Below are 25589 nucleotides of genomic sequence, written 5' to 3'. Positions count from 1 at the left end.
ACTTTGGCGGTGGTTCGGATAATCTTTGGCAATGAATCAATCTTTTTCCAATCAAGTGGCTTTGGTAACTGGCGGCGCCAAGCGGATCGGCCGGGCTTTGTGTTTGGCGCTGGCGGCACGAGGTTGCGCGGTTATTGTGCATTATAACACATCGCGCCCGGACGCCGAAGAATTGATTGAGGAAATTGGCAAAAAAAATGGCAAAGCTGCCATGATTGCAGCCGATCTTGCCGACCCTAAATCTGTACAAAAATTATTCGGGAAAGCCCGACAGAAATTTGGGCCGATTACCATGCTGGTGAATAATGCGGCAATGTTTGAACGCGACACATTCGCCGATTTCACCCCAGAAACGATGCAGCGGCATTTGAACATTAATACGCTGGCGCCGATGATTTTAATGCAGGAAATGGCCAAACAAGACATTGCTTTCGGAGCGGTGGTCAATCTGCTCGACCATTCAATTTTAAAATCGCCACGCGGCTATACTTCGTATGTAGTCAGCAAATCCGCCTTGTGGTCCGCAACGCAGCTTGCGGCCAGGCAATTGGCGCCAAAATTGCGTATCAACGCCGTGGCGCCAGGCATTATTTTGCCGCCGAATGCCGGTAAAAACGATCAAAGCTGGCGAAACGATTTTTCGCCATCCCCCCTGCCTCATTCCGAATCCGTCGACGACGTGGTCAATACTTGCCTGCATTTGTTGCTGAATCCGGCGTTGAGCGGACAAATGATCGCCGTCGATTCCGGCCGCCATATTGATTCGGCGCCGATCATGTCCGGGCGGAGAGCGTCATGAACGATAAGATTTTGATCAGCAATTTAGTCGTTGCCGCGCGCATCGGGATTTTTGAAGAAGAAAAAAACACCCCGCAACGCATCCGTATTCATTGCATTATTGAACTGGCGCCGCAAACACGTTCCGGCAAAGACGATATCACCGATACGATCCGGTACGATACCGTGCGGCAGAATATTATACATCTGCTGACTGGCCAGCATACCGAATTGCTGGAAACGGCCGCGGAAAATATCGCCAAACTTTGTCTGGCCGATAAACGTGCCGCTGCCGCGACCATACGCATTGAAAAGTTGGATGTGTTTCCCGATTGCCAAGTCGGCGTGGAAATAACGCGCCGTCAAACTATATAAAAATCATGTCCAGCAACGGCAAAACCAGTCATAAAACAAGACTTGCGGCGGGAACCGAGGCGATTTTATCTTTTCAACGCCACGCCGGCAAAGGTCCCGGCGTTTACCGCATGCTGAACACGCGTGGCGAAGTATTATACGTCGGCAAGGCGCGCAATTTGCACGCGCGCGTCGCCGCCTATACCCGCCCGGCGCAATTGCCGCACCGGCTGCAACGGATGATTGCAGAAACCGTGAAAATGGAATTTACCACCACGCAATCCGAAGCCGAGGCACTGCTGCTGGAAGCGGTGTTAATCAAGGAACATTTGCCGCGATACAATATCTTGTTGCGCGACGATAAATCTTTTCCGTTCATTTATATTTCCGGCAACCACGAATTTCCGCGCATTGCCAAACATCGCGGCGCCAAGCAGGACAAAGGCGATTATTTCGGGCCTTTTATGTCCAGCGGCGGCGCGGTCGATCAAACGATCGCCACATTGCAACGAGCGTTTTTAATCCGCAATTGCAGCGATTCTTTCTTCGCGGCGCGCACGCGGCCATGCCTGCAATATCATATTAAACGTTGTTCCGCGCCATGCGTGAATTATGTAACGGCGGAAGAATACAACGCCAATATCAAACAGGCCAAGGATTTCCTGCGCGGCAAGCATACCGAAATTCAACAAAAATTTGCCGCCAATATGAACGAAGCCAGCCGGCGCCAGGATTACGAAGTTGCCGCGCAATATCGCGACCGCATTCGCGCCCTGACGATTATCCAGGCAAAACAGCGGGTGCATATCGATGGCATTGGCGATGTGGATGTGATTGCCGCCGCGCAAAAATCGGGCAAGATTTGCGTGCAGGTATTTACCTATCGCGACGATTGTTATTTGGGCAATCACGCCTTTTTCCCGAAAGCGGGCGAAGACGAAGATTTGCCGCGCGTCTTATCGGCCTTTATCGCGCAGTTTTACGCCAGCCGCCCCGCACCGAAAGAAATTTTACTAAGTGAATCCGCGCAAGAGCAAAATTTGCTGGCCCAGGCGCTAAGCCTGAAATCCGGACACAAAGTTTCGATCAGCGCCGCCAATCGCGGCAAGCGCCGCCAGGCGGTATTGCATGCGGTTAAAAACGCGGAAAATGCCCTAGATCGCGCATTGGCCGAACGGACAGCGCAGGAAGAGTCTTTGCGGCTGTTGGCGGAAAAGCTGGATTTGCCGAAAATACCGCAACGAATAGAAGTTTACGATAACAGCCATATCCAGGGCAAAAACGCGATCGGTGCAATGATCGTCGCAACGCCGGAAGGTTTTCAAAAAAAATCGTACCGTAAATTCAACATCCGCATCGACGAACTTGAAAAAATGCCGGATCATGGCGGCGACGATTATGCCATGCTACGCCAGGTTTTGCGCCGCCGTTTTGCGCGCATGAACAAAGACGACGGCGATACAAGTTCCGCCAAACCGGATTTGCTATTGATTGATGGCGGCCTAGGCCAGTTGAATACCGCGCTGCAATCTTTATCCGATTCCGGAATTATCGATATTCCTATTTTAGGCATTGCCAAGGGGCCTGATCGCAATGCCGGGCGGGAACGTTTTTTTATGGAAGGCCGGCCCGATTTCCAGATGCCCGTCAACGATCCGGTGCTGCATTTTCTGCAAAGGCTGCGGGACGAGGCGCATCGTTTCGCCATTGGCGGACACCGCAAAAAACGGATCAGCGAAATGGGACGATCGGAACTTGATGCCGTTCCGGGCATTGGCGCCAGCCGGAAACGCGCGCTTTTAAACCATTTTGGCTCTGTCGCATCGATCCGCAAAGCGTCCCTATTGGACCTAGAAATGGTTAAGGGCATTAACAAGCATACCGCCAAACGCCTATACAACTACTTCCATTCTGATTCGGATTAGGGCATATTCGGGTACTTTTTCAATTCTAGAATTTGAGCCGATATCCATGTTGCAACTGCCCAATTTTCTGACCCTTGCCCGCATCGCCCTCGTCCCGTTGATCATCGCGTGTTATTACGCGCCGGAATCTTTGGTGGAGGTTGCCAACTGGACCGCGTTGATTTTATTCGTGGTCGGCGCCATCACCGACTATCTGGATGGCTGGGCGGCGCGAAAATATAATATGACTTCTCCCCTGGGCCGGTTTCTCGATCCGATTGCCGACAAACTGGCGGTCACGGCGGTGATTATGATGCTGATCATGATTCAACGCATTTCCGGCGTCGATGTCGTCGCGGCCTATTTAATTATTGGCCGGGAAATTCTGGTATCGGGTTTACGCGAATTTTTAGGCGAAACTAAAACGCCGGTGGTCATTCCCGTATCGAATCTTGCCAAATGGAAAACCGGATTTCAAATGGGCGCGCTGATTGCATTGCTGTCCATCCAGGCCTGGCCATTGCTGGAACCGCTGATGGAACTTGCCGATCTGGCATTGTGGGTGGCGGCGGTACTGTCGGTTATTACCGGATGGAATTATTTCCGCGCCTTTGCCCAAGTTATGTTCAAAGACGCGAATGAATGAGCAAAAACATATTCTGGTTGTCGACGACGATCGCCGTTTGCGCGACCTTTTAAAACGCTATTTATCGCAAAATAACTTCCTGGTTACGACGGTTGCCGATGCGGCGGAAGCCGAACATGTTTTAAAAAGCATGCAATTCGATTTAATCGTGCTGGATGTGATGATGCCGGGCATTACCGGATTTGAATTAACGCAAAAATTGCGCGCTGTTAAAAATCGTGTGCCCATCTTGCTGCTGACAGCCAAAGACACCGCCGAAGACCGCATTAATGGATTTGAAGTCGGCGCCGATGATTATTTAACCAAGCCTTTCGAACCGCGCGAATTGGTGCTGCGCATTGAATCTATTTTGCGCCGCGCCGCACAAAACGGCGCGCCAGTTATGCCACAACAAAAGCCGGCGGCTGTTCATTTCGGGGATTTCGTATTTGATTTGTCGCGCAATGAATTGAAAAAGACCGACGGCGAAATGATTTATCTGACCACTGCCGAAACGTCGTTAATGCAGGTTCTGGCCGAAAACGCGCATCTGCCTTGCAGCCGCGAGGATTTGGTCCGGCGCTGTTCCATCGAGGGCGGCGAGCGCGCCATCGACGTGCAAGTCACGCGTTTGCGCCGTAAGATCGAGGCCGATCCCGGGTTTGCCCGGTACCTGCAAACGGTGCGCGGCAAGGGCTATATGCTAAAGCCGGAAAAAATAGTAACTTAAAGACGATGATCAAACGTTTCCTTCCCCGTTCCCTGTTTACCCGCACGCTGTTGATCCTATTGATTCCAACGGTGCTGGTGCAGATCGTCACGACTTATGTGTTTTACGACCGCCACTGGGAAACGCTGGCGCGCCGTCTGACCGGCAGTTTAGGCGGCGATATCGCCTATGTCGCGCATATCTTGAACGATGCGCCGATAAGCATGCAAAAAAATATTTTAGAAAAGGCCGAACAGGATTTGCATATGCAGTTCGATTTCGTGCCGCTGGAAGCCATGGAATTGCCCACGGCGCCACAGATCAACAGCCTGGTCGATCAATTATTGTACGAAGAACTGGATCAACGTCTGGACAATCAATTTTACGCCACGGTCAATGCCGATCCCGACCGCGTTAAAATTATCGTGCAATTGGATAATGGATTTTTGATCGTTTACGCCAATAAGAAAAGGCTGTTTTCCTATACCACCCGTCTTGTGATTATTTGGATGGTGGGAAGCTCCGTCCTATTATTGGGCATCGCGGCGATATTTCTGCGCAATCAGATCCGCCCAATCCGCAAGCTGGCCATTGCCGCCGAAAAATTAGGCAAAGGCCAGGAAGCCGGGGATTTAAAACCATCCGGGTCGATCGAGATTCGCCAGGCAACGGCCGCATTCGGCATCATGCGCGATCGCATCCGCCGCCAGATCCAGCAGCGCACCGATATGCTGTCCGGCATTTCGCATGATTTGCGCACGCCATTGACGCGCCTGAAACTGGAACTGGCTCTTTTGCCATCTTCGCCGGATATTCAGGCGATGCAGGGCGATGTCGATGAAATGCGGCAAATGGTCGAAACATATTTGGATTTTGCCCGCGGCGATGCCGAGGAAGAATCGCAGACCGTATCTATTCCCGACTTGCTTGATGAAATCGTGCGCGATTTTGCGCGCGATGGAAAACAAATCCAATATAGGCCAGACGGGGCGGTGGAAATATCCGGGCGGCGCAATGCCCTGAAACGCTGCATCGGCAATCTGCTTGGCAATGCCTGCCGTTACGCGAAAAATGTATGGATTACGGCTGAGATCGGCGCACGCGGCGTCCGCATCGAAGTCAGCGACGACGGCCCTGGAATCCCGCCGGAAATGCGCGAAGAAGTATTCAAACCATTTCGGCGCCTGGACGACTCGCGCAATTCGGAAACCGGCGGTGTCGGCCTTGGCCTTAGCATTGCGCGCGACATTGCCCGCAATCATGGCGGCGACATCACCCTCGATAAAGCAAAACAGGGCGGCCTTTCGGCCACCCTGTATTTACCGTTATAATTTTTAAAAATTACCGTTTACCGGAAGTGCGGCGCAATTCGGCTGGAACGATATCCTGCAATTCCGACGCCGATTCTTTCATGCGCGCATTCAAAATTTCGAATGCTTCGCGGTTGGAACGGGTTAAAACTTGAGCCAGTTCTTTCGCATTGGCGGTGGAATTCTGCCAGGCGTCCTGCAAAATCTCGCTGCTCTTGCGCGCTTTTTGCTGGCCGGTGGAACCTTGTTCAGCAATGCATTCCAAGACAGTGGTCAGATTGTGAAGACCTTGTTGCACCGCTTCGCTTTGCGCGCGGGTAAAAGCTTGGGCGCAATTGGCGCCAACGCGGCTGACCTCAGTCCATGCTTCGAGGTTGCGTTTATATAAATTCAGAAATTTGTTCATATCTATACCTGACATATTAGGGTTAGCGGAGAACGAGAGAAAAAGTTTTGCCCAATCCGGAGCATGACCATTGGTTTTACGCATGACAACACCTCAAGATTTAGCGCCTTAAGACTTATCAATTTAAGACTCGTTAATATACCAAAAATAAAGGCCTTTGTAAAAATATTTCTATTTTGCAATCCTGTATGCGCTCCTCGCGATCAAACTTTCGACTTCATCGCCGTAATTTGCTGTAAAATCATATCGATACGCATCAAGGCGCGGTCTATTGCGGCCATTAGATTGGCATGATCGCCGGAATTGTCGTGAAGCCACAACCACAATCCATACGGGTATATTCCGCATAACGCTAAAACCCAGGCGCAGCGTAGCTTGGATGATTGTTGCAAATCCAAATCATTTATCCAGGACACGGAAGAACGGCATAAAACCCCCAATAACAAAGGCCAGGAAGCCGTATCGTGCCGCAATATTCTTATGAATTTTTTATACGGTTCCAATTCATCGAACTGTAACATTAGATAATCGAAAATCTTGTCGCGCGCCGATCCGGAATCGGAATCCATTTTTTTTGCCGCGCGCGTGGAAACATCCTTGAAAAAAGATTTTAAGAAACCGGATTTATCCGGATAGGTCTCCCATAAATTTTGATCGCGCATGAATTTTTTAATTTGTTTTTGCCATTCCGGCGTTGAATGCGCCGACGATTTATTTTTTCTGGGGCGAGACGTTTTTTTGCGCGGCGGCATGGTTAACTGCCCGATAAAATTTTTCCGCGCGCCGTGGCGGCGGCAATCGCCAGGTCAAATAAATCCTGCAGCGCATTATTCTGATTCAGCACATTCAGCGCGGCCTCGGTGGTCCCGCCCGGGGTTGCAATCGACGAACGCAGATCTGCAACCGATTTATCGGATTGCTGCATATACAAGGCGCTGCCGATGACGGTTTGCCTTGCCAATGTCATCGCCACATCGCGCGGCAAGCCGGATTTCACCCCTGCTTCCGCCATCACTTCGCATAACCGGAAAACATAAGCCGGGCCGCTGCCGGATGTGGCGGTAACGGCATCCATATATTTTTCGTCATCCACCCAAATCACGGAACCCAGACTGGATAAAACCGATTGCGCCAATTGTTTTTGTACCGGCGTAACATGCACGTTGGCCAAAGCGCCGGCAACGCCCTGTCCTATCTGCGATGGCAAATTGGGCATGGCGCGCACCACGGCGGCATTGGGCGCGGATAAAAATTCCTGGATTTTGCCAATTGTCATTCCGGCGGCAACCGAAATAACCAATGTGCCGGCCCCTATATAATTTTTATATAACGGTAAAATTTCCTTAAACTTAGCCGGTTTTAGCGCGATAACAATCGCATCGACGGCTTGCGGCAAGATGGAAGAATCGGCGCCAAACCGAACGCCAGAAAATTGACGGGACAGCGCATCGGCCTTTGGATCAATGGCAAAAAATTGGTAGCCTGGACCAGAATTGGACAACCAGCCTTGCAACATCGCCGCGCCCAAATGGCCGCAACCTATAAGGACTATCGTTTTACTCATACCGGCAAAATAGCCGATTGCCGGTAAAGCTGCAATAAGCGGTTATCAAGCCGCGCCAGCGACATCCACCAAAGACATCAACAACGCCTCTTCGGCATGTTTACCGCCGCCGATGACATGTTGAAAGGCCGGGAAGAACCGGTCGCATTCAGCCAAGGCGATATCGATCAAATCCTCGATCTGTTCGAAAGAAGTCGCAAATTGGCCGCGCATCAAGCAGGTTTGGCGGAACATCGGAATCATATCGTCATGGCAAATTTCAAAATGTCCCATCCACATTTTTTCGTTCACATGGGCCAGTAATTCGTAAACCGGCATTTTTCGTTCGGATGGAATCTGTGTATCGATGGCGGCGGAAAAATACAGCGCATTTAAATCTTCGCGCCATAAAAAATGCAGCCGGTACTGGCACCATTTGCCTTGAACATCGACCATCATTTCATCGCTGTCAAAACGGCTAAATTGCCAGGAATTGGCGGCAACCAATTCTTCGACTAAATCAATAGGATTTTCTGATGCTTGGAAATCGTCAGATAAAGCGGCCATATTTTGCATCTCCCGTTCGGTTAAGGATGGCAAATTATTCCCGCTAGTTGTGGGCATTAAAACCCTGACTCTTATAACAAAGCCCCAACCAGTTGCTTGGGTAGGTTCATCACCTATTCTCAGCTTGCCACCTACTATATATAGTGACAATAGCCAAACTATTTGCCAAGAATTTTTCCTCTGCGCAGTGAATCTAAAATAGCGCGGTTGGGGATAAAACCCTTATTTCTTCTTTTTTGCGGCGGGACGCGCGGCCTGCATTTTTTTAATCTGCTTTTTCAATTCTTCCTGTTCCTGACGCGCCTTGATTGCCATCGCTTTGACCATTTCAAACTCCTGACGGCTGACGAAATCCATTTTCTTCGCCAACTTTTCAATGCGCATTTTCAATTTCTTTTCGCCGTCTTTGCGCATTTCATCGGCCATGCCAAAAGCCGATGTCGCCAGTTTCGCCATATCATCCAGCAATAATTTCCAATCATTCATAGCAGATACCCCTTTACCAACAGGCACCCTATTTACAACAAAGCCGTATAAGTTTAAATATACTTCCTATAGATTTAACGGACTATTGCAGGAATTTCCCATGATTATCGTCACCGGCGGCGCCGGATTTATCGGATCGAATTTGGTCGCAGGTTTGGAAAAACGCGGACACAACGATATTATTATTTGCGACACGCTGGGCAAGGACGATAAATGGCGCAATATCGCCAAACGCGAATTGGCCGAATTCATCATGACCGACGATTTGTTCGATTTTCTGGAAGATCACGCCAGCGAAATCAGCATGATTTATCATTTGGGCGGCGTATCGGCGACCACCGAAACCGATGCCGATCTGATCGTCAAAAGCAATTTCCAACTGCCGATCCATTTATGGCGCTGGTGCTGCCGGCATGGCACGCGTTTTGTGTATGCGTCTTCTGCCGCTACCTATGGCGATGGCAAATCGGGATTTGACGATAATTTTTCGTCCGATGTTTTAGAGACTTATCACCCGCTTAACGCGTATGGATGGAGCAAGCATGCTTTTGACCGCTGGATTGCGCGCGTGGTGCGCACTGGCCGGGTTCGCCCACCGCAATGGGTTGGATTGAAATTTTTCAATGTCTATGGCCCGAACGAATACCACAAAGGTGGGCAACGCAGTGTTGTCGCGCAGACTTTCGATAAGGTTAAAAAAGGCGAAGCCGCGACTTTGTTCCGGTCGCACAATCCAAAATATCCGGATGGCGGACAGTTGCGCGATTTCGTATGGGTCGGCGATTGCGTGGATGTGATGTTATGGCTGTACGACAATCAAAGCGTAAATGGCATTTTCAATCTGGGTACCGGCAAAGCGCGCAGTTTCCTGGATCTTGCCAACGCAGTTTATGCCGCCATGGGCAAACAGCCGGATATCAAGTTTGTGGACACGCCAGAAAATATTCGGGAAAAGTACCAATACTTCACTGAAGCCAAAATGGATCGCCTGCGCGCTGTGGGCTATTCCAAACCATTTACCAGCCTGGAAGATGGCGTAAAAACCTATGTTCAGGACTTTTTGGCGCAAGCGAACCCGTATCTTTAATAAAGCCTTGGCAAGCTGAGACTTTTTTCAACCAATTTAGAATTGTTCTAAATTAAAACTATAGCAGTTTAGGTTGCCGTCATGCCTGAAAAGCGTTAATAATTTCGGTAATAAAAATACCGGAATTATAAATGACCGCCACTGCCACATTAGAATTCGACCCAGAAGCGCCTGTCACCGACGAACTCGTCGAAGCGACGGCTCGTTTTACCGATGACACGCTCGGCGGCATTGCGGCAATTACCCGCGGCAAGACCACGGCGATCGGCACTATCGACGCCCAATTTCAAAGCAATGAACAAGGCGCCGCTATCGCTGGCCCCGCCGGCAAAGTCAGTATGTCGGGCGATGCGCGCGGCGCCGTTGGCAACGACAATGAAGAAGAAAATGTCCTAGATCCGGATCTTGCCAATCCAGAATTGCAAATGAAACTTCTGGCCGAATTGATGGCCGAGATGGGCAAGGCCGATTTTACCATTGAATCGGTTTTAGAATATTTACTGGATGATCGCGACATTCCAGGCCTTGAAAAACCATCCGTGCGCCGGATGCAGCAATTGATTCAAGTTTTGCATTTTTACGCCCTGCAACAAGCGTCTTTAAATGCGCAGAATGCCCAATATTGGGTGCGCAGCGAAATGATTCAGCGATTGTATCAGCAATTGAAAATTGCCGCCAATGGCCCAAATCCCGAAGCCGCATTCAAAGCGCTGATTAAAACCGAACGCGCCGCGATTACCGAATTGCGCCAGCAATTGACGCAACAAGGCCTGGCCAAAGTGCCGTTATCGCAACTGACCGCGATTGTGGTGGCAAGGCAATTGCTGCCATTAGAACAAGTATTTCAGCAGCAATTGACCAAATTGCAGGATATGCTGAAACAGGCGGTGCAAAACAATACCAACATGAAATATGTACAGGTATTGCAAATGCAAATCGCGCAATTGCAAGCCACGGTGAAAACATTCCAATCGCCGGCATTAAAGCCATTGATGGATTATGCCCGCGCGATTAACGCGCAAATCGCCGCGCAAACCGGACAAGCCCAAAATGGCCCGGCGCGCAATGGCCAGCCCGGTCAAGCGCCGCAAGTCAACTTCGCCGCCCTGCCAAAATTCGCCATGACCGCCGCAACCATGCAGGCTTTGACCCAAACATTGCAAGTATCGCGCGCGATGTTGCGGGTGCAAAGCGAATGGGCGCAAGGCATTCTGCGCGTGCCAAATACCAACGATGTGCGCGGCGTCGCCCAAACTCAAACCATTCGTTTACCCGAATCCCTAACCCGTTTCTGGCAGCAACAAGCCTCGATGCGCGTTACCCAAACCGCGCTGCGCCCGGAACCGGCTCGGGAAATCCGTGACCAAGTGCGCCAAGCGGTACGGGAAATTGCCCAATTGCGTGCAGGGCAAAATCCAGCACAAGTGCCAGCCCCTGTAAATGACAACAAAGCTACCCAAGGCAAAGCAGTCGATCTTAAAATTGTGGCGGGCCAAGACCGAAAATCAATTACTACACCGGACCGTTTATTGCAGTTGCGGGATGCAGCGACGCGCGTTCCTGGCAATATCGCCGGCTCGTCCATAGCCGCACCCGTCACCACCAGGCAGATAGTTAGCGATTTGAACCGCAGCAATGTCAATGTTCTTGGCTTGCGTCCATCGACCAATAATGTCGGCTGGCATGCCGGAACTTCGGTAACTGTTATCCCGGCCAATTCCAATTTTACATCGTCCACAAAAACCGCAACGCCGTGGACAGCGCCGCAACAAGTAACGCCGCCATCCAATGTTTCCGTTCGCGGCAATGACAGCCGTGTAGTCCCGGTTGCACAACCCGTGTCGGATCGCGCTGCACCTACTTCCGCAAACACCTCCACACCGCAACAACCACAAGTTTCGGCGCGCGCAACTGCTCCTACACCGGCCGCGCCAACGCCTATCCAGGAATCGAAACCTGTCCCGGCACCATCTGCACCAGCACCGGCTGACCGCGCTGCCGTACCCATAGAATCGCCGCGCCCTGCGTCATCGGCTGAATCAGCCGCATCCAATACCTTTAAAACTGAAATAATTCGGGAAACCACCGCCATAGGCAAAATCGTCGACGAAAAATCCGCGGTTGGCAAAGTATTACAATCGTTAGGCATAACGCTTTCTTATGATACTAACCGGGAACGCGTAATCATGCCTAGCGGCCAGAAATATATCCGCGATAAAATCGCTGTTACTGCGGTTGATCAAAATACTTGCGGACCATGTAATGGTGAACCAGGTTGTTGCGGTGGCGGGGGCAAGAAATATGAACCGACCAATGGCCAGGAAAAAGCGGATGCAATAGATGGCGCCGATAGACCGCAAGAAAAAGGAACCAACCGCCAAGCGGAACTCGGCCAAGAAGAAGCAATACGCAAAACAAACGGTGGAATACAACCTGTTGCCGTGGTAAACGGTATTAATGCCGTCAATAAAGCACCGGACGTAGACCTGAATGCGTTCAACAGGCGAAGCGAACAGCAAAACAAAGAAGGTAAAGCCGAATTTACGTCCGCTTGCCCAGCCATTGGAGGATCAATGGTCAAAAATTCTTTTTTGGGCGATTTGTTCGGAAAATTGTTTAAAGGCAGAAATCCGGCTACGCGCTAATGCATAACAGCCGGCACTAAATTATATACAAAGGAGTAACGGGTATGTCATTTACCAGAAGTTTTTTGGATGCGAAAGGCATGGTCGCGCGCATAGGCAGCGGCCAGCAAAAATTCGGCGCGCAATTTTTAGGCGTTCTGCCGGAAGAGCATATGTGTTTGCTAGACCCAAAAGACGGCAATGTTAACAACGTTAATCCGAATGGCATTACGTTGCCAGTTGCCCAGCAAGCCTTGAGCCGCAGTTGGGCGCAATGTCCAAAAATTATTGCCGCTATGTATAAATTTTTTGGCAAAGAACATAAAATAACCAAACCATTGTATCATTTGGCGGCGCAATTTTCCTTTGCCGCGCCGGGCCATAATACTGCCACCCATGATGTGTTTATGTGGCGCCGTCATCCGAATCCGGTGGCCAATCAATCCATTACAGTGATAATGGATATGACGGCAGGCAAAGCATCCATTATTTCTGGAAGCGAAGCGCAATTCTGCATGTTGGAGCGTTTCCCTGACCGGGAAGACAATGTAGGCGTTTTATCGCGTTTTCTGGAAAATGGCGCGCCAAAAATTGGGTGCAACTTTGCCGCCACAATACCGGCCGGCACTCGATACACCGAAGCCGTACACAATGAATATTATCCTGGAACATTATCGCCATTCCGCGTCCAAACCAACGATAAGGCGCAGGAATTGGTAGCTATGATGCAAACCCAGATTTCGGAAGGCAAATTTTTATTGGGCAAGCAAATAGACAATTTATTACGCGCAGCGGCGGGATTGCCCATGGGCATTTCCTTAACTGTTTTAGGCCAATCCAGCGGCGGTTGTGGCGGTTGTGGGCGTAACTTCCAAGATATTACTGCGGTTCAAAGCGCCTGCGTTGGTTGCAAAACGACACCGATGAGCGCCGGCACCCCCAAGGGCGATAGAATTCAAGATACCGGCATAGTAACGACTGCGCCGGCAACGCGGCGCGCGTTTGTATTTAATCCTTTTGGATCTACCGGACGCGATCGCAATCAAGGAGCTTCCCGATGAGTAAATTTGTAGGACGCGAAGCGCCGGATTTCACCGCGCTGGCGGTTATGCCGGATGGCAACATCAACAGCCAATTCAATTTGAAACAATATCTAAATGGATCTTCGGGCCTGATATTTTTCTATGCGCTGGATTTTTCTTATTTATGTCCGGTGGAATTGACCGCTATCAATAATCGTCTGGACATGTTCTTTGCGCGCGGCATTAAGCCGGTCGGCATTTCCGTCGATTCGCACATGTCGCATTTAAAATTGCGCGAACTGCCTCCACAGGCGGGCGGCACAGGCATTATTAGCTTTCCGCTAGTATCCGATATTTCCAAAGTTGTCTGTCAAGGTTACGATATGCTGGTAAACGACAGCGTAGCGCTGCGCGGCAGCTTCTTAATTGACCGGAATTTTGTGGTAAGGTATTCGGCCACGTATGATTTTCCGATTGGCCGCAATATCGACGAAATTATCCGGGTGCATGATGCCCTGACCCATCATAACGCAACCGGCGAGCTATGTCCGCCCGGCTGGCTGGCTGGCGAACCGGCGATTCCGGCCAATTCCAACGGCATGATCGATTATATTCAGCGGAATAAGACCGCGATTTAAATATTGAGTAAATGGAAATTAGTCAGTACTAATAAGCGGTAGTTAAATCCCATCTACCGCTTATTCTTATGTATATTCAATTTCCAAATATCGATCCGGTTGCAATCCGCCTTGGCCCGTTGGCGATTCATTGGTATGCGCTTGCCTATTTGGGCGGGATATTGCTGGGCTGGGCCTATGCCGAAATTCTGAAAAAACGCCATTATCCGCATTGGCCGAAAGATTTAATCGGCGATGCGATCGCCTGGGCCACGATCGGCATTATCGCCGGCGGACGGTTGGGATATGTGCTGTTTTATAAACCGTTATTTTATCTGGAACATCCATTGCAAATTTTTATGGTCTGGCATGGCGGCATGTCGTTCCATGGCGGGTTCTTAGGCGTACTGATCGCGCTTTGGATATTCGGGCGCAAACACGGCGTGAATCCATGGTGTTTGCTGGATATTGGGGCGTGCATTACCCCGATCGGGCTGTTCCTGGGCCGGATTGCCAATTTCATCAACGGCGAATTATATGGCAGGGCGACCGATGTGCCGTGGGCGATTATCTTTCCCAATTCCGACGGTCAGCCGCGCCACCCATCGCAAATATACGAGGCCCTAAGCGAAGGCCTATTGCTGTTTATAATGATGTTCTTCATGCAGCGCAGCACCAACATGATGCGAAAACCTGGCATGGCTTCGGGCGTATTTTTGATTTTATATGGCTGCTACCGCTTTATCATGGAATATTTCCGCGAACCGGACGATTTTCTGGGATTGCTGAATCTTGGCCTAAGCATGGGCCAATGGCTGTCGGCTCCGATGCTTGTTTGCGGAATTATATTGTGCCTTTATGCCTCTATTCCAAAAAACCAATCCGTGCGTTAAAAAAATAATCCGTATGATCGAAACCGGCGGCCCGGTTTCGCTGGCCACGTTTATGACCGAAGCCCTAACCGGAGAACACGGATATTACAAACGCAACGCCGATCCGCTGGGCAAAGACGGCGATTTTACCACATCGCCGGAAATCAGCCAGATGTTCGGCGAGTTAATCGGGATGTGGGCCGTCGATCAATACCGCAAGCTTAATTATCCGCTGGAATTCGCCTTATGTGAAATCGGCCCTGGGCGCGGCACCTTAATGGCGGACGCATTGCGCGGCACCGCGAAAATCAGCAAATCCCTGACCCAAGCCAAATTATATTTATGCGAAACCAACCCTTTGCTGCGTGACAAGCAAAAAATCGTTCTTAAAAATTATGCGCCGGCCTGGATCGAAGATTTAAAGCAATTGCCGAATTTGCCGGTTATTTTCATAGCCAACGAGTTTTTCGATGCCTTGCCGGTCGAACAAGTCATTCATGACGGCAAACAATGGCATACCCGGAAAATAGGCTATAACAATGACAATAAGAATTTTCATTTTATGGCGGCGGCGGAAAATTTCGATCCGGCGCCTATTGCCGATATGCTGCCGCCGGATGATCCCATGGCCGGCGATATCTTTGAATATAGCCCCGAATCCTGGCGATGGGCGAATCAAATGATCCATCAGATCCGCACCTATGGCGGATCCGCGCTGATTATCGATTATGGCCATTTGCAATCGGGATACGGCGATACGTTTCAGGCGGTTATGAAACATGAAAAAATCGATCCCCTGGCCCATCCTGGCGACGCGGATTTGACTTGCCACGTGGACTTTTCCGCCTTGCGCAAAATTGTTAAAAAATCGGGACTACATGTGCATGACTACACCACCCAGGGCGAATTTTTAAAACGATGCGGCATAGAAACCCGATTGCAGCAATTGATGAAAGCCGCCACGCCAGCCCAGCAAGAATCGTTGCAATCCGGCATGCACCGGTTGACATTGCCTTCGCAAATGGGCAGCCTGTTTAAAGTATTATCCTTTTCTTCCACCGCCGCCGCATGACCAAAGCCCAATATCTAACCGACACGCATCTGCGATCTTTTTCCGCGCAACTGGCGCATGGTTTTTTTACCCGCAATGGCGGCGTCAGCACGGGGATTTATCAGTCGCTTAATTGCGGACTGGGCACGCAAGACAAGCCGGAAGCGGTCGCCGAAAACCGTTCGCGCATATTAAACGCCTTTGGCACCGGCGGCGGAAAATTGCTGACCTTATACCAAATTCACAGCAATCAATGCCTGACCGTCACCAACATGGGCAAAACACCGGTCTGGGATCAGGCGAAAATGGATGCGATCGTCACCAATGTGCCGAATTTGACCATCGGCGTTTTAACCGCCGATTGCACGCCGATTTTATTTTACGATCCGCATGCCAGAATCGTCGGCGCGGCGCATGCCGGATGGCGCGGCGCGGTGAATGGCATTCTGGAATCGACCATTCATGCGATGGAAAACCTTGGCAGCAAGCGTAGCGATATTATTGCCAGTGTCGGTCCTTGTATCGGCCAGGATTCTTACCAGGTCGGCGCGGAATATTATAAAAACTTTCTGGATCACAGCGAGCTGAATGAAATTTATTTCAAACCCGATCCCAAACCCGATCATTACCGGTTCGATTTGGCCGGATATGTGCTGGGCCGGTTATTGAATCTGCGCCTTGGACAGATCGGCCATGTGCAGGGCGATACGTGCAAGGATCAGGCGACTTTCTTCAGCCATCGCCGGGCCACGTTAAATAAAGAGCCGGATTATGCGCGCCAAATATCGGCAATAGCGTTAAAACCTTGATTTTTAACATTTCACTTTACAGAATTGTGACAGATTGATAGATTGCCGCCAATACTGCACCGCACACAATGCGCATACAAAGGTAGGGTTTTCGCGGCATGAAAATTGTCACTGGCAACAGCAACCGACCGCTCGCCGAATCGATTGGCGAGTATCTGAAAATCCCCCTGACCAATGCTAGCGTCAAACGTTTCACCGATATGGAAGTGTTTGTCGAAATCCATGAAAACGTGCGCGGCGAAGATGTCTTCGTCATTCAATCCACCTCCTACCCCGCCAACGATCACGTCATGGAATTATTGGTGATGATCGACGCATTGCGCCGTTCATCCGCCAAACGCATTACCGCCGTGATTCCATATTATGGCTATGCGCGCCAGGACCGGAAGTCATCCCCGCGCACGCCGATTTCGGCGAAATTGATGGCGAATCTGATTACCACCGCCGGGGCCGACCGCGTATTGACGCTGGATCTGCACGCCTCGCAAATCCAAGGTTTCTTTGACATTCCGACCGACAATCTGATCGCCTTTCCGGTGTTCGTCAAAGACATCAAGACCACATTCAAAGACGCCAGCAATTTATTATTCGTCTCGCCCGATGTCGGCGGCGTTGGCCGCACCCGCGCCCTTGCGCGCAAAGTCGATGCGGATTTGGCGATTATCGATAAACGCCGCGAACGCGCCGGCGTATCCGAAGTCATGAATATCATTGGCGATGTCAAGGGCCGCGATTGCGTATTGGTCGACGATATCGTCGATTCGGCGGGAACATTATGCAACGCCGCCGTCGCATTGATGGAAGCTGGCGCGAAAACCGTGCAAGCCTATGTCACCCACGGCGTATTTTCCGGCGGCGCGGTGGCGCGCATTACATCGTCGCCAATTTCGCATATGATCACCACCAATTCGATCCAAGCGACCGAAGCGGTTCGGGTTGCGAACAATATCCGCCAGATTGATATTGCGGGCTTGCTTGGCGAAGCCATCAGCCGCATTGCCGAAGAAAAATCGGTTTCCAGTTTGTTTGATTAATTATTTTTCGTGGGTTTTTGGACGGCGCGGTGATCGCGGGTGGGAATGATGCGCCGCGTCTGTATTTGCATTTCTACCGCGGGAATCCGCATTGCGGCCCGGGCTGGAACCGTAGCGGGATATAGGCGGCATATCCAACCCATATTGAACGATAACATTATCGATGCCGGTTTTTTTTGCGCCTTGATTTGCGGCAATATATTGACCCGCGATTTCTCGAATGGCGCGCGCCACCGCCTGCTCGCCATTTCTATTCAGCCCGGCGAAACAAGCCATCGCGATTCTAGTCGCTAACGTTTCCGCCTGGTCCGGGGATATTCGCGCCTTTTTCAAAGATTCAATCGCCGCCGAGCGCGCGGCCTGCACCACGTCTTGCGCCGCGCAACCGCCTGGCGCTAAAATCCGAACCGGGTTTTTAGCCATGCACCGCCGCACCAACGCCAGCCGCGTCCAGCCATTTCAAAAAATCGCGTTTTTGCATGAAAACTCCCTGATTGAAAATCCCGGATGAGTATATCAGCTTTATATCCAAAATCAATACATGTGTAGCAGTAAATTTCCATATAAGATACTGTTTTTGTGGGTTAATCGCTTGGTTTTCGGAAGGAAATCGCGTATAAACACCGTTCCTTTGGGCCTTTGGGCCTTTTGGACGCTCATGGACACCCCTGGAGGTCCGGGCGATTACAACTCTAGATCATAGGTAGCATCATGACGAAAGTCTTGAAACTGGCCGCCGAAAATCGCGAGGGAGCTGGTAAAGGGGCCGCCCGCGCGACACGTCGAGCCGATAAAATTCCTGCCGTTATTTACGGCGACAAAAAAGATCCCCAAAACATTCAAGTAAACCCGTTGGAGTTCAACAAGCTCTATCATGCCGGCAATTTTTTCACCAAATTGCTGGATTTGGATGTGGCTGGAAAAACCATTCGTACTTTGCCACGCGATGTGCAAACCGATCCGTTGACCGATAACGTCATTCACGCCGATTTCTTGCGCGTGTCGGATAAAACCCGCATCCGCGTCAGCGTGCCGATTCACGTGAAAAACGAAGCAAAATGCCCTGGCTTGAAACAAGGCGGCGTTTTGAACCTCGTTCAACACGAAATCGAAGTCACCTGCTTGGCCAGCGATATCCCTGAATATTTTGAAATCGATATCGAAGGCATGGAAATGAACACATCGGTGCATATCAGCGCGCTGAAATTGCCATCCACCGTTCAACCGGTCATCCGTGACCGCGACTTTACGGTTTTGGCGATCAATCCGCCGACAGTCGTTAAAGAAGAAACGCCTGTTGCGGCTGCCGCTGCTACCGCCGAAGGCGCCGCGCCTGCCGAAGGTGCCGCTGCTGGTGCCGCCGCTCCGGCTGCTGGCGCTGCTGCTCCGGCCGCTGGCAAAGACGCCGCGAAACCGGCTGCTCCTGCAAAAAAATAAGGGTTGTAGGGTTTTGGGTTTAGGGTTTAGTATTCAGCCCTAAACCCTAACCCGCAATTTCTAATTCCCATGCATTTAATCGTTGGTCTTGGTAACCCTGGCTCCGAATACCAAAACAACCGTCACAATGTCGGTTTTATGGTTATTGATGCATTGGTAAAAAAATACCACCTTTCTGGTCCGAAAAGAAAGTTCGAGTCTGAAGTTTATGAAGGCAATATCAAAGACTATCGTGTTATTGCGATTAAACCTCAAACTTTTATGAATGTATCAGGGGTGGCAGTGGAACAAGCGATGAACTTCTATAAAATTCCATTGGATAAGATTATCGTCATACATGATGAATTGGATATAGACCCCGGAGAATTGCGATTTAAAAGTGGGGGAGGATCTGCAGGACATAATGGATTGCGATCAATCGATGCAAGCATAGGAAATAATTACAACCGCCTCAGATTTGGCATAGGTCACCCAGGACATAAAGATGCGGTTTCATCATTTGTCTTACATGATTTTGATAAAAGCGAAAATATATTGGTTCACGAAGTCATATATGAACATTTAACCGATGCTTTTGATTTATTCTTAAGCGGAAAACATAATAATTTTTTAAGCACATTTAAAATTGCATAAAATTATGAATCTTTCCTATACCCTAAACCCTAACCCCTATACCCTACGAACGAAGTGAGAAAATTATGGGATTCAATTGTGGAATTGTTGGACTGCCAAACGTCGGTAAATCGACCTTGTTTAACGCATTGACGGCATCGGCCGCCGCTGCCGCCGCGAATTATCCATTCTGCACGATTGAACCGAATGTCGGCCGTGTAGCGGTTCCCGACGACCGTTTGGACAAGCTTGCTAAAATAGCATCCAGCGCCAAAATCATTCCGACTTTTATCGAATTCGTCGACATCGCTGGTATTGTGCGCGGCGCATCCAAGGGCGAAGGTTTGGGCAATCAATTCCTGGCCAATATCCGCGAAGTTGACGCGATTTTACATGTAGTCCGTTGCTTTGATGGCGGCGACATCACCCATGTCGAAGGCAGCGTCGATCCGATCCGCGATATCGAAACCATCGACACCGAATTAATGATCGCGGACATGGAGTCATTGGAAAAGCGTTATGACAATTTGGCGAAAAAGGCCAAACAAGGCGATAAGGAATCCAAGGAAATGATCGAAATCGTCGATCCGATTCTGGCGGCGTTGCGCGAAGGCAAGCCGGCGCGCAGCGTGCAATTTTCCAAGGAAAAAAAGCCATTAGTGCGATTGTTACAATTGATGACCGCAAAACCGGTTTTATATGTTTGCAACGTCGAAGAAAATGAGGCGGATAAAGGCAATGCGTTGTCCGCCAAAGTCGCCGCGCGCGCCAAGGCCGAGAATGCGCAATCGGTGGTTATCTCCGCCAAAATCGAATCGGAAATTTCGGTGATGGAATCGGACGAGGAAAAGAAAGAATTCCTGTCCAGCATGGGATTGACGGAACCGGGTTTGAACCGCGTGATTCGCGCGGGTTACGCCCTGCTCGACCTGATTACCTATTTCACCATCGGCCCGAAAGAAGCGCGCGCCTGGACCATCATCAAGGGCACCAAGGCCCCTGGCGCGGCAGGCGTCATTCACACCGATTTTGAAAAAGGATTTATTTGCGCGGAAACCATCGCCTATCCCGATTATGTCGCCGGCGGCGGCGAAACCGGCGCGAAAGAATCAGGCAAAATGCGCCTTGAAGGCAAGGAATACACCGTTGCCGACGGCGACGTGGTGCATTTTAGGTTTAACGTGTAAACAACAACCAATGATTATTTCGCTGGTTTTCGTTTTGATTTAATCGCAACAGGCTCTTTATCTCGAAACTCATCTTCATTACCCTGAGGATGATCCATGGAATAAAGCGCCACATTCAGCATATGCTCCAGCAGGTAAAATTTTTCTATCCTAGCTTGTTCTGCAAGATAGGTTAAGCATTCCTGCATCGAATATATGAATCCTTGCCGTTGATGGTCCTTGCGCAACCTATATTTATCTAGAACATGCACGGGCATTAGGCGGCGGCCCTTAGATCGGAATAAACTGGGGCCAGATGATATATTGGCGTATCGTTCAAAAGCTGTTTTGGAATTTTTGAACGCATTCTTACTTTTGCCAGCGCATCTTCGCTTACTTCGAAAATTTCCGCCGCAGCGGTATCGGTACCGGTCGGCTGCGGTTCGCCCAAACGTTGCGGGTTCCATCCGGCGCGGCGCAATAACGGTTCGATCCGGATATCGGATACCGATACGTAATGGCGCAACCCCAATTGAATTCCATATTCCAGCATCGCGGCAACCAAAAGGCCGGTAATATTGGCGGGGGCGGTTTCATAATCGGCGCAGAACCGGGTGGTTTCCCAAATATCGTCCGCCTTTGGAACTTCACCATCGACCAGGTGCGGATACACATCCGCCAATAAATTCGGTTTTGTCGTTGGCAACAGGCGGGTGCAAGCGTCCACATTGTCTTTTTCGTCGATATGCACAATATAAACCGCATCCTCGGTGTCGAATTGATCATGTTCCATACAGCTGAAATTGCTGACCGGCCATTCCAGGCGGCGGCGGAACACCCGGTATCGCAAGTAATGCATAGACGCTAAGTATTTAAAATTTTCTTCGGCATTTTGAGCGGTAATAACTTTGAACATTAGAAAACCCCAAGCATGCGATTGTCGATGCTCAAGGATTGCCGATTTTAAGCCGCGCCGTCTGCTGTAAGAAATTACAGGGGAGGATTCAAAATACCCTTATACAAATAAGGGTTTTCTATGCTGTGGCGCGCTATCAAATAATGTTCAACATAATCGCCTTGACCACGGCATGGTTGCGATTGCATACGCCCAATTTATTTTTGGCGTTTTCAATATGAAAAATAACCGTCCGTTCGGAGATGCTTAGAATCTTGCTGATTTCCCAACTGGTTTTTCCCTGCGCCGACCAGCGCAAGCATTCTTTCTCGCGCGGACTTAGTTCGCACAAAACCGTATTGTCGTTCGCCACCAACGCGCGCTGGCGCAGCAAATCTTTCATCGCCTGATGATAATACAAAGACAAAATATGCAGCGTATCGGAATCTTCGCCTAGCAGCTTTGTCAGTTCCCTGTCGTTGGTATCCGCGACCAGACTGACAACGGAAAAAGAATTGTTGATGCCGTGAATTGGAATACCAAGGCCATTGGCAACGCCATAATCATCAGCCTCGTTAAAAAACTGTTTCTGCTTTTTATCCAAATCCATCGTTTGCAGCACCGAGCTCCATTGAAATGGCTGCCGTTCTTTCGGGCTTTGCGTAACGATCGGATCGATCAAATGATATTCGCTGGATAAATAATAATCGACCCATTCTTTTGGATAAGATGCGACAATAACGGGCTTGTTTGGATCGTGGCCGATGGCTCTGGACAATTGATAGGCATAGCGATGGAAACCCATATGCCCGACACAGGTTGCAAATAGTTGATCCAGCTCTTCCACCGTATTAATGGTCTGCAGCTTGGTTATAAAATCAATAATAATTGGCTTCATTCGCTATACAGACAACTTACAGTTGCGTCCGCTATTGTGCGATGAATTTAAATTTTAAACTCCATACTATTGTATGAAATGCTATTTTCTGTTGGTTTTTATTTCTCAGAAACCACAATTTCCAAAACCGACTCTCTATCTAACCTTGCTGGTTTGTCCGACGGAAGGCCATTTTGCGCGCCTTATTTTCCGCTGTTGTTCGGTGGTGAGTTGGCGGCGCACTGTATAATGCCAATGCCTTAACAACCCATTTAAATCCCCGCGCCGCGAATATTCTGTTTGATAGATACCTTTTGCGCTAAATTGAAATACAGTGATCGGTTGTTCCGGCGGAACAACAATCAATTGATTGGCGAAATTATATCCGGGTCTTTCACCAACCCATTCCGCAAATTTACGAAAAGTAACGATTTGATGCTGGCTTGTATAACCTTCCCGCACCGAAGAAAATGCAATAAGTCCCGGATGCCATTCTTGTGTAGCGACAATAGGCAAAAAATCGACGATATTGATCGTAACCAATGGCATGCGTTCCAGCAACGCTGCCCGCGCCACCACAAGGTCCGGGGTTTTGGGCCTGGCGTCAACGCAAGTCAAACCCGCAGTTTCCAGGACTGTTTTCAATCGAGCCGGCACATTGCAATCGACGTAAAAGCCGGGTTTTGTTTTAATTCGTACTTCTCTTGCCATCTTGTTGGTCTTATTCCGTGCCTTTTCTTATAAGAATACATAAATATTCGTCTGGCACAAGCTTATTGCATAAAAAAAGGGTCTAAAAAGACCCTTTTTTATTAGGTATTTAATGGGGCTAGTCTTTCAACCCGCTCCATAATTTGCGTTTGCTTAGATAAAACAGACCGGCCATAACCGCCAGAAAGATCATCACGCGAATGCCGGTGCGTTTACGTTCTTCCATTTCCGGCTCCGCCGCAAAGGTCAGGAACGTGGCCACATCGCGCGCCATCTGATCGACGCTGGCGGTGGTGCCATCGCCATAGGTGACTTGACCATCGCTTAATGGCGCAGGCATCGCAATTTGATGGCCAGGGAAATATTTATTGTAATTCATGCCTGGCGCGATTTTGATATCGGCTGGCGGCGTGCCATAACCGGTCAGCAATGCGTGAATATAATCGGCGCCGCCAACACGGGCTTTGGTAATCAAAGATAAGTCCGGCGGCGCGGCGCCGTTATTCGCCGCGCGCGCGGCTTGCTTATTGGCATAAGGAGAAACGAATTTATCCGATGGGCGGCCTGGACGGTCGAACATATCGCCTTCGTCATTAGGTCCATCTTTTACCGTAACGCCGGCGGCAATCGCTTTTAATTCGGCATCGTTATATCCAAGCGCGGCCAAATTGCGGTACGACATTTGATGCATCGAGCGGCCAGCGGCGCAGACTTCCTTGTATACCTGAAATCCGCGTTGTGCCGATGCGCGATCGAACGTGCCGAATGGCCCGTCGAACGACCATTGCATTTTTGGCATTTCAACGCCTTCGTTGGCCATCGCAGGCGATGCCGCGCCAAGCGCCAACACCGCGAATAAAACAATGGCCGCCTTTTTCAAAACCGCCGCCGCAATCGATTGCGGCAAAGGCAACGGTTTTTCAATCCGGCCCAGCAACGGCATGATAATAATAAAATGCGCGAAATAATAAGCGGTACCGACACGCGCCACGATCAATGGCAATCCTTCCGGCGGTTTGCCGCCTGCCCAGCATAACGCCACGCAGTCGATCACCAACAGCCAGAAGAACCATTTATACATCGGGCGGAAACGCGCGCTGCGAATTTTCGAAGTATCCAGCCATGGTACGATAAACAAAACCGCAATCGATCCAAACATGGCCAAAACGCCGGTCAATTTATCCGGGATCGAACGCAAGATCGCATAGAATGGCAAGAAATACCATTCCGGCACGATATGCGCGGGGGTAACCATCGGATCGAATGGCGTGTAATTATCCGGGTGGCCCAAATAATTCGGCGCGAAGAATACGAACGCCATATAAATGATTAAAAATACCGACAGACCGAACATATCCTTGACCGTATAATACGGATGGAATGGCACCGTATCTTGCGGGGTTTTCACATCAATGCCCAGCGGGTTGTTCGAACCCGTGACGTGCAATGCCCAAACGTGTAAAAACACCACGGCGACAATGACGAACGGCAATAAATAATGCAGCGAGAAGAAGCGGTTCAAGGTTGGATTATCGACCGAAAACCCGCCCCATAATAAAGTGACGATGCTTTTGCCTACAACGGGAAATGCCGAGAACAGATTGGTAATGACGGTTGCGCCCCAGCCGGACATCTGGCCCCAAGGCAATACATAACCCATGAACGCGGTTGCCATCATCAACAGCAAAATAACGACGCCCAAAATCCATAACAACTCGCGCGGATTTTTATAAGATCCGTAATACAAACCGCGGAAGATATGAATATATACGGCGATGAAAAAGAACGATGCGCCGTTGGCGTGAATGTAACGCAGCAGCCAGCCATGATTGACATCGCGCATAATCCGTTCGACCGAATCGAACGCCATCACGGTCGATGGCTGATAATTCATGGCAAGGAAAATGCCGGTTAAGATCATAACCACCAGCATCACCATGGCGATCGCGCCGAAATTCCACCAGTAATTGAAATTGCGCGGGGTTGGGAATACGCCGTATTCCTTGCTCATTAAACTGAAAATCGGCAGACGGCTATCGATCCATTTGACGACCGGGTTGCTGAAATTGGCGGGATTATTATTGGCCATAGTAA

28 protein-coding genes are annotated in these 25589 nt (G+C 49.9%); 17 read left to right on the top strand and 11 right to left on the bottom strand.

Annotated features, from left to right (window positions below):
- Positions 1-31 precede the first annotated feature (31 nt).
- From EYC62_05355 to EYC62_05330, 6 genes are read left to right on the top strand one after another with little or no spacing between them, the layout of a single operon-like run.
- Positions 32-799, top strand: a complete 768-nt coding sequence (locus EYC62_05355) for an SDR family NAD(P)-dependent oxidoreductase (GenBank protein ID TAH34779.1) — start codon at positions 32-34, stop codon at positions 797-799.
- Positions 796-1152 carry a dihydroneopterin aldolase gene (locus tag EYC62_05350; protein TAH34778.1) on the top strand — a complete coding sequence of 119 codons (357 nt, stop codon included), beginning with the start codon at positions 796-798 and terminating at the stop codon, positions 1150-1152. Before EYC62_05355 ends, EYC62_05350 begins: the two co-directional genes overlap by 4 nt.
- 5 nt (positions 1153-1157) lie before the next feature.
- Entirely contained in the window at positions 1158-3056 is a 1899-nt protein-coding gene (gene uvrC / locus EYC62_05345) for an excinuclease ABC subunit UvrC (protein TAH34777.1), read from the top strand.
- Positions 3057-3102: 46 nt separating this feature from the next.
- Positions 3103-3681 carry a CDP-diacylglycerol--glycerol-3-phosphate 3-phosphatidyltransferase gene (pgsA, locus tag EYC62_05340; GenBank protein ID TAH34776.1) on the top strand — a complete coding sequence of 193 codons (579 nt, stop codon included), beginning with the start codon at positions 3103-3105 and terminating at the stop codon, positions 3679-3681.
- Positions 3674-4390, top strand: coding sequence for a response regulator (locus tag EYC62_05335; protein ID TAH34775.1), 717 nt, complete (start codon positions 3674-3676; stop codon positions 4388-4390). Before pgsA ends, EYC62_05335 begins: the two co-directional genes overlap by 8 nt.
- Before the next feature lie 5 nt (positions 4391-4395).
- The gene (locus tag EYC62_05330) at positions 4396-5700 is read left to right on the top strand and encodes a HAMP domain-containing protein (protein ID TAH34774.1); all 1305 of its coding nucleotides are present in this window, start codon (positions 4396-4398) and stop codon (positions 5698-5700) included.
- Positions 5701-5710: 10 nt separating this feature from the next.
- On the opposite strand, the gene EYC62_05325 is transcribed toward EYC62_05330, so the two are convergent.
- The 5 genes from EYC62_05325 to EYC62_05305 all read right to left on the bottom strand — a co-directional run bounded on the left by EYC62_05325 (position 5711) and on the right by EYC62_05305 (position 8681).
- Positions 5711-6169 (bottom strand): hypothetical protein, encoded by a 459-nt coding sequence (locus EYC62_05325; protein TAH34773.1) that lies wholly within the window; start codon positions 6167-6169, stop codon positions 5711-5713.
- A gap of 119 nt (positions 6170-6288) precedes the next feature.
- Positions 6289-6837, bottom strand: coding sequence for a hypothetical protein (locus EYC62_05320; GenBank protein TAH34772.1), 549 nt, complete (start codon positions 6835-6837; stop codon positions 6289-6291).
- A gap of 2 nt (positions 6838-6839) precedes the next feature.
- A complete protein-coding gene (locus tag EYC62_05315; protein ID TAH34771.1) occupies positions 6840-7649 on the bottom strand; it encodes a pyrroline-5-carboxylate reductase in 810 nt (269 codons plus the stop codon).
- A gap of 45 nt (positions 7650-7694) precedes the next feature.
- The gene (locus EYC62_05310; GenBank protein TAH34797.1) at positions 7695-8204 is read right to left on the bottom strand and encodes a hypothetical protein; all 510 of its coding nucleotides are present in this window, start codon (positions 8202-8204) and stop codon (positions 7695-7697) included.
- A 213-nt stretch (positions 8205-8417) separates the two neighbouring features.
- Positions 8418-8681 (bottom strand): accessory factor UbiK family protein, encoded by a 264-nt coding sequence (locus EYC62_05305; protein TAH34770.1) that lies wholly within the window; start codon positions 8679-8681, stop codon positions 8418-8420.
- Positions 8682-8781: 100 nt separating this feature from the next.
- On the opposite strand from EYC62_05305, the gene rfaD reads away from it, so the two are divergent.
- From rfaD to EYC62_05265, 8 genes are all read left to right on the top strand, one after another.
- A complete protein-coding gene (rfaD, locus tag EYC62_05300; GenBank protein TAH34769.1) occupies positions 8782-9768 on the top strand; it encodes an ADP-glyceromanno-heptose 6-epimerase in 987 nt (328 codons plus the stop codon).
- Between the two features lie 131 nt (positions 9769-9899).
- On the top strand, positions 9900-12413 hold the full coding sequence (locus tag EYC62_05295; GenBank protein TAH34768.1) for a hypothetical protein: 2514 nt from the start codon (positions 9900-9902) through the stop codon (positions 12411-12413).
- Between the two features lie 44 nt (positions 12414-12457).
- On the top strand, positions 12458-13453 hold the full coding sequence (locus EYC62_05290) for a hypothetical protein (protein ID TAH34767.1): 996 nt from the start codon (positions 12458-12460) through the stop codon (positions 13451-13453).
- Entirely contained in the window at positions 13450-14052 is a 603-nt protein-coding gene (locus tag EYC62_05285) for a peroxiredoxin (GenBank protein TAH34766.1), read from the top strand. The genes EYC62_05290 and EYC62_05285 overlap by 4 nt, the downstream gene beginning before the upstream one ends.
- Before the next feature lie 62 nt (positions 14053-14114).
- The gene (locus tag EYC62_05280) at positions 14115-14924 is read left to right on the top strand and encodes a prolipoprotein diacylglyceryl transferase (GenBank protein TAH34765.1); all 810 of its coding nucleotides are present in this window, start codon (positions 14115-14117) and stop codon (positions 14922-14924) included.
- Entirely contained in the window at positions 14890-15975 is a 1086-nt protein-coding gene (locus tag EYC62_05275) for a class I SAM-dependent methyltransferase (GenBank protein TAH34764.1), read from the top strand. The genes EYC62_05280 and EYC62_05275 overlap by 35 nt, the downstream gene beginning before the upstream one ends.
- Positions 15972-16763 carry a peptidoglycan editing factor PgeF gene (pgeF, locus tag EYC62_05270; protein TAH34763.1) on the top strand — a complete coding sequence of 264 codons (792 nt, stop codon included), beginning with the start codon at positions 15972-15974 and terminating at the stop codon, positions 16761-16763. The genes EYC62_05275 and pgeF overlap by 4 nt, the downstream gene beginning before the upstream one ends.
- Before the next feature lie 98 nt (positions 16764-16861).
- Positions 16862-17797, top strand: coding sequence for a ribose-phosphate pyrophosphokinase (locus EYC62_05265; GenBank protein TAH34762.1), 936 nt, complete (start codon positions 16862-16864; stop codon positions 17795-17797).
- Here the strand turns inward: EYC62_05265 and EYC62_05260 are convergent, their stop codons facing one another.
- Positions 17798-18220, bottom strand: coding sequence for a hypothetical protein (locus EYC62_05260; GenBank protein ID TAH34761.1), 423 nt, complete (start codon positions 18218-18220; stop codon positions 17798-17800). It abuts the gene before it with no gap.
- 288 nt (positions 18221-18508) lie between these two features.
- On the opposite strand from EYC62_05260, the gene EYC62_05255 reads away from it, so the two are divergent.
- From EYC62_05255 to ychF, 3 genes are all read left to right on the top strand, one after another.
- Complete coding sequence (locus EYC62_05255; GenBank protein ID TAH34760.1) at positions 18509-19234, top strand: 50S ribosomal protein L25/general stress protein Ctc; 726 nt, start codon at positions 18509-18511, stop codon at positions 19232-19234.
- Positions 19235-19303: 69 nt separating this feature from the next.
- The gene (locus EYC62_05250; GenBank protein ID TAH34759.1) at positions 19304-19867 is read left to right on the top strand and encodes an aminoacyl-tRNA hydrolase; all 564 of its coding nucleotides are present in this window, start codon (positions 19304-19306) and stop codon (positions 19865-19867) included.
- A gap of 65 nt (positions 19868-19932) precedes the next feature.
- A complete protein-coding gene (ychF, locus tag EYC62_05245) occupies positions 19933-21033 on the top strand; it encodes a redox-regulated ATPase YchF (GenBank protein ID TAH34758.1) in 1101 nt (366 codons plus the stop codon).
- 14 nt (positions 21034-21047) lie between these two features.
- On the opposite strand, the gene EYC62_05240 is transcribed toward ychF, so the two are convergent.
- The 5 genes from EYC62_05240 to EYC62_05220 form a co-directional block, all read right to left on the bottom strand.
- Positions 21048-21290: a hypothetical protein gene (locus EYC62_05240; protein ID TAH34757.1), complete on the bottom strand. Its 243-nt coding sequence runs from the start codon at positions 21288-21290 to the stop codon at positions 21048-21050.
- A complete protein-coding gene (locus tag EYC62_05235; GenBank protein ID TAH34796.1) occupies positions 21290-21871 on the bottom strand; it encodes a conjugal transfer protein TraI in 582 nt (193 codons plus the stop codon). Before EYC62_05235 ends, EYC62_05240 begins: the two co-directional genes overlap by 1 nt.
- Before the next feature lie 193 nt (positions 21872-22064).
- Positions 22065-22805, bottom strand: a complete 741-nt coding sequence (locus tag EYC62_05230; GenBank protein ID TAH34756.1) for a hypothetical protein — start codon at positions 22803-22805, stop codon at positions 22065-22067.
- 135 nt (positions 22806-22940) lie between these two features.
- Positions 22941-23495, bottom strand: a complete 555-nt coding sequence (locus EYC62_05225; protein TAH34755.1) for a hypothetical protein — start codon at positions 23493-23495, stop codon at positions 22941-22943.
- A 118-nt stretch (positions 23496-23613) separates the two neighbouring features.
- Entirely contained in the window at positions 23614-25584 is a 1971-nt protein-coding gene (locus tag EYC62_05220) for a cytochrome C (GenBank protein ID TAH34754.1), read from the bottom strand.
- Positions 25585-25589 lie beyond the last annotated feature (5 nt).

The sequence above is a fragment of the Alphaproteobacteria bacterium genome (genome assembly GCA_004295055.1).
In the GTDB taxonomy this organism is placed as follows: Bacteria; Pseudomonadota; Alphaproteobacteria; order SHNJ01; family SHNJ01; genus SHNJ01.
This window is presented reverse-complemented; position numbering and strand designations above follow the sequence as displayed.